Annotated in this window: 6 protein-coding genes; 3 read left to right on the forward strand and 3 right to left on the reverse strand. The window is 63.9% G+C overall.

The annotated features are described in order from the left end of the window. The 3 genes from CSW58_RS10195 to CSW58_RS10205 form a co-directional block, all read right to left on the reverse strand. Positions 1 to 440: Wzz/FepE/Etk N-terminal domain-containing protein (locus CSW58_RS10195; protein ID WP_236627764.1), on the reverse strand; the 440-nt coding region annotated here is incomplete at its 3' end. 41 nt (positions 441 to 481) lie between these two features. Then, positions 482 to 1,747, reverse strand: coding sequence for an outer membrane beta-barrel protein (locus CSW58_RS10200; RefSeq protein WP_099447216.1), 1,266 nt, complete (start codon positions 1,745 to 1,747; stop codon positions 482 to 484). Between the two features lie 70 nt (positions 1,748 to 1,817). Beyond that, complete coding sequence (locus CSW58_RS10205) at positions 1,818 to 2,390, reverse strand: hypothetical protein (protein WP_099447217.1); 573 nt, start codon at positions 2,388 to 2,390, stop codon at positions 1,818 to 1,820. A 170-nt stretch (positions 2,391 to 2,560) separates the two neighbouring features. On the opposite strand from CSW58_RS10205, the gene CSW58_RS15805 reads away from it, so the two are divergent. The 3 genes from CSW58_RS15805 to CSW58_RS10215 all read left to right on the forward strand — a co-directional run bounded on the left by CSW58_RS15805 (position 2,561) and on the right by CSW58_RS10215 (position 4,329). After that, positions 2,561 to 2,689 carry a hypothetical protein gene (locus CSW58_RS15805; protein ID WP_255406576.1) on the forward strand — a complete coding sequence of 43 codons (129 nt, stop codon included), beginning with the start codon at positions 2,561 to 2,563 and terminating at the stop codon, positions 2,687 to 2,689. 310 nt (positions 2,690 to 2,999) lie between these two features. Then, the gene (locus CSW58_RS10210; protein WP_099447218.1) at positions 3,000 to 3,794 is read left to right on the forward strand and encodes a metallophosphoesterase; all 795 of its coding nucleotides are present in this window, start codon (positions 3,000 to 3,002) and stop codon (positions 3,792 to 3,794) included. 292 nt (positions 3,795 to 4,086) lie between these two features. Next, positions 4,087 to 4,329, forward strand: coding sequence for a polysaccharide biosynthesis/export family protein (locus CSW58_RS10215; protein WP_369825156.1), 243 nt, complete (start codon positions 4,087 to 4,089; stop codon positions 4,327 to 4,329). Positions 4,330 to 4,333: the final 4 nt, after the last annotated feature.

A 4,333-nucleotide genomic window follows, 5' to 3' on the forward strand; every position in this document is an offset into this window, starting at 1 on the left:
GTGACGGCGGCGGTGGGGCTCGCGGCCTTCTTCAGACGAGGAAGCCAGGTCTTAGCGCCCTTGGCCGGGGGCAGGGCGCTGTTGAAGTAGGGGTCCTGCTCGAGCTTCATCTCCTTGACCACCCGGGCGGCCAGGGAGCGAGACTTCATCACCTCGACCTCGGTGTCGACGGTCGCGGAGTCGGCGGGAAGACCCGACAACACCGCGCTCATGTCGGTGACCTGCTCCTTGCGCATGTCGAGCATGACCTGCGCCGTGGCGGTATAGAGGGGCGTCAGTTGCAGGGTGAACAGCACCACCGCCACCAGCACCACCACCACCACGGCGGCGAACAGCGTGAAGCGACGCCGGAACGTGGCGATCGCGACGTTCAGGTCAAAAGACAACGCTCCGGCGTCTTGAGCCGGAGCGTTGGGATTTTCAAAACTAGCGGCGTTCATCTGTACTCGCAGAGCCGTTTATACTGAGCCGCTTTGACGACTTAGAACTGAAGCGACAGGGACCCGGTCACCTTGTTGTCGGTGAAGTCCGAGCCTTGGTTCAGGCCGGTGGATTCCTGCTTCAGGTAGCTGTAGCCGAGCACGACGCCGACATTGCGGGTGACTAGATAGGTGCCCGAAGCGCTGAAGCTGCGACGCTTGTCGGCGCGATCGACGCCCTCATAGTCGTCCTTGCCGTATCCAGCCTGGGCGCCCAGCAGCAGGTTGCGCATCAGTTCATGATCGACGGCGACGCCGAAATTGCTCGAGACGAAGCCCTGCGAGCCGGCCGCCGTGGCTTCTTCGATCGAGCGCGAGCCGTTGATGCTCACAGTGGTCAGTTCGGTGGGGAACCACTCGACCCGACCCCGGGCGCTGGCGCCGTCGATGTCGGCGAACAGGGGGTTGTCGTAGGACTGCTTCATGTAGCCGGCCTCGACTTCGCCGCGCAGGGCTTGGGAGAGGTCGAAATTGGCGCCCACCGTCGTCACATAGCCGTCGGAGTCGCGATTATCGGCCGGGGTGTTGGCCACATAGTCGCGCGTGTTGCGCACGGCGCTGACAAACAGGGCCGTATCGGGGCTGACGGCGTATTCAAGCTTCAGGCCGGCGGCGGTTTCGTCGCGGTTCCGGAAGCGTTGCGACAGAACGCCGCCGCCAACCTTGGTGCCGTCGTCATAGTCGAAGGTCTTGGTGTCCAACTTGCCGGTGGCGCGCAGGCGGTTGAATTCCTTGACGCCCGAGACGCCGAGCGACGAGACGGTGTAGCTGACCGGCTCGGCGGAGGCCGAGGGCGAGGTCGGGGCGGTGCGCGGCTCAATCAGCGACTGGTATTGCGCGTTGCCGGTCAGGAAGGTTCCGCGCGAGACATCGACGCGGCCATTGCCGGAGACCGTGTATTCCTCGGAGTTCTCGTCGCTGTTGTCGGCATAGCGCGAGACCGTGCTCGAGGCGTAGAGGCCCAGGGCGTGGCGCGACCAGTTGGAGCGCAGGGCCACTTCCGGCTTGATGCGCCAGATGGTGTCGGAGGTCTCGCCGGCGGCGACGGCATAGATGTTGTCATCGGCGACGAGGTCGACTGTCGCGCGCGGGTACAGCGTGAAGCCGCCCATCTTTTGACCCATGGCCTCGTATTCGGGACGCGGGCGCTGCTTGACGCTGGTGTTCTTGTCACGGCTGAAGCTGCTGCCGACATCCTGGGCGGACGCCGCGATCGGCATGCCGACCAGAACGGCCGCCGCGGCCGAAGTAAGAAGAACTAAACGCATTGCTTTATCCCCAGTATCGCTTCGGGCCGTCCACCTAATGGGCACGACATTGATCGAGAAAGATTTTTGACTAAGAGCCGCAATAGGCGCCGATGACGCCCGCGCAAGGATCGTAAGGCGCCGGTGCGGTGGGCGTGGTTGACCCGGTGGCGCTGTCGCCCGAAGACGGGGTGGTTGCGCCCTGCAGGCTGACCAGAATTGAAACATTGCCGCTGCCGTCGGTCACGTTGGTGACGGTGACGGATTGGCCCGTGGCTTCGGCCTGAGCGACCACGACCGGCGCGCTGGCCACCGTTTGCGCCATCTGCGGCGACACATCCGCGGCGACCGAAACCGCGACGCCGGCGCTGATCGTGCCATTGCCCACCGCGGTGATCAGGGCGGCGGCGATCAATGTCGGCGAGGCGCCGCTTTCCGCCAGTGCGGCGGCGATGGCGGCCTGCAGGGTGGCCTGCTTTTGGGCCGGGGACATCCGGGCGAAGCCGGGGGTGCGCGCGGCGGAAGCGGCGGCGGCGGAAATCGAGGCCTGCAACGACGCCGCCGTCGCGGGTGGCGGGCTTTGCGCCATGCCGGCGGCCGGAGCCATTGAAGTCAGGCCCAAGGCCAGGCAGGCGGCGATCGCGCCGAATCGATGACGGGTCATGGTTTAGTCCCCTGCTGTCGTTGCTCTGGTCTTACGGCCTGAAAGGCCCGACCGCTAGCCAAAGTTGCTCGCTAAGGTCGAGCCGCGGCAAATTGTCTGTTAACTATCGCACACCGGCTTTTTTAGAGGCAAGAGCGACGCACCCATCTTAGGCGGTTTGTGATGGGATGATGCAAAATCGTGACGACTTGTATTTGATCCGTCGCAAATCGCTTGCCCCCAAAAACAAGACACAGGCAATATTAGCAGCGATTTTGGTCACTGCTCTGCCTGAAATCATCGAAATCGGCTACGCCTGATCACTGCAGGCTTTGGCACGGTCGCTGCCAAAAATTCGGCGTGTGGCGAAGGCTTTGGTCGTTCGTGATTTGCAGTGTGTCGCGCCTTGGCGGAGCATAGGCTTGACCAACTGTTGCCTGTCCAGCCCCAGGACAGGGGGGCGATCAGGTCTGGTCGGCGAACGCGATCAAACCAAGGAAGCGGGCGCTCGGACCGGAACGCTCGCGGCTAAACGCCTTGGAGAGCGTTGAAAGCTTCAGATGTGTGGGGCAATTAGGCGATCAGGCGGTCCGGCTTGGCGCGGATAGGCCCAGGTCCATGGCGGCGACGATGTTTGGTAAGCTCTTTGGTTCGAAACCAAGATCGGGTTCCCCCGGCCGCGACGCGGGTGGGCGGGTCGTCTATGCGATCGGCGATGTCCACGGCCAGCTTGATCTTCTCGACGGCCTGCTGGACCAGGTCGCCGAGGATTATAATCAGCTGGACCGTCAAGATGGCCCGGTTCTGGTGCTCCTGGGCGACTATTGCGACCGCGGCGTTCAGACCAAAGGCGTCATTGATCGCTTGATCATGCTGCAGGACGTGGCCCTGTCCCACAGCGTCTATGACATTCGTCTGCTGATGGGCAATCACGAGGAAACCCTGCTGTCCTTCCTCGAGGACTCGAGCGTGGGGCCGGCCTGGCTGGAGTTTGGCGGCGGCGAGACCCTGATCTCCTATGGTTTGCCGCGGCCGCGCGGTCGCGGCGATCCGGAGCAATGGGAGGCTGTGCGCGAGGCCTTTGTCGCGGCTCTGCCCGACAAGCATCGCCTCTTCCTGTCGCGGCTGGAGCTGAGCGCCACCTATGGCGACTATCTGTTTGTCCATGCCGGCGTGCGTCCAGGGGTCGCGTTGGAGCGCCAGACCGCCCAGGATCTGTTGTGGATTCGCAATGAGTTTCTCGACTGGCCCCATGGCCTGCCCATGACCGTCGTCCATGGACATACGCCCGTCGAGGCGGCCTTTGTCGGGTCCGATCGGATCAATGTCGACACCGGAGCCTATGCGACGGGCGTCCTGACGGCGGTTCGGCTTGGGGCGGGGCCGCCCCATCTGGTCCAGTTTCGAAAGGGTGCGGCCAACTGACTGGGCGGGTTGTCGGCTCGCTGACCACGTGCAATGTCACCCTTCAGGTTGTTCGCAAGGTGAGAGCCTTTTCGATGCGTAGCGTTATTCAATCCCTCCGAAATCTTGGACTAGCGGCCGCCCTTGGTCTGATGACCCTGGGTCTGGGCGTGTCGTCGGTCAGCGCTCAGGTCGCGACTCCGCCGCCTGTCGCGCCGACCGTCGCCGAGGCCCCCGTCACGCCGGCCTCGCAGTTCGACTATCTGCTGGGTCCAGCGACAAGGTTCGGGTCACGGTCTATGGCGAGCCGTCGCTGTCGGGCGAATTCTTCGTGACCGGCAGTGGACTGGTGTCCTTGCCGCTGATCGGCGAGGTCAAGGCCGCCGGCCTGACCCTGGGCCAGTTTCAGACCGCCGTGCAGGCCGCCCTCAGCGACGGCTACCTGAAGGAGCCTCGGGTCAATGCCGAGGTGCTGACCTTCCGTCCCTTCTATATCCTGGGCGAGGTCACCAAGCCCGGCACCTATCCCTATAACGGCGGGCCTGACGGTGTTTGAACGC

The sequence above is a fragment of the Caulobacter sp. B11 genome, from assembly GCF_002737765.1.
GTDB lineage: Bacteria > Pseudomonadota > Alphaproteobacteria > Caulobacterales > Caulobacteraceae > Caulobacter.

Coding starts and splice junctions, on each gene's coding strand:
- CSW58_RS15805 (WP_255406576.1), top strand. CDS start 2,561: ATGCAAAATCGTGACGACTTGTATTTGATCCGTCGCAAATCGCTTGCC.
- CSW58_RS10210 (WP_099447218.1), top strand. CDS start 3,000: ATGTTTGGTAAGCTCTTTGGTTCGAAACCAAGATCGGGTTCCCCCGGC.
- CSW58_RS10205 (WP_099447217.1), bottom strand. CDS start 2,390: ATGACCCGTCATCGATTCGGCGCGATCGCCGCCTGCCTGGCCTTGGGC.
- CSW58_RS10200 (WP_099447216.1), bottom strand. CDS start 1,747: ATGCGTTTAGTTCTTCTTACTTCGGCCGCGGCGGCCGTTCTGGTCGGC.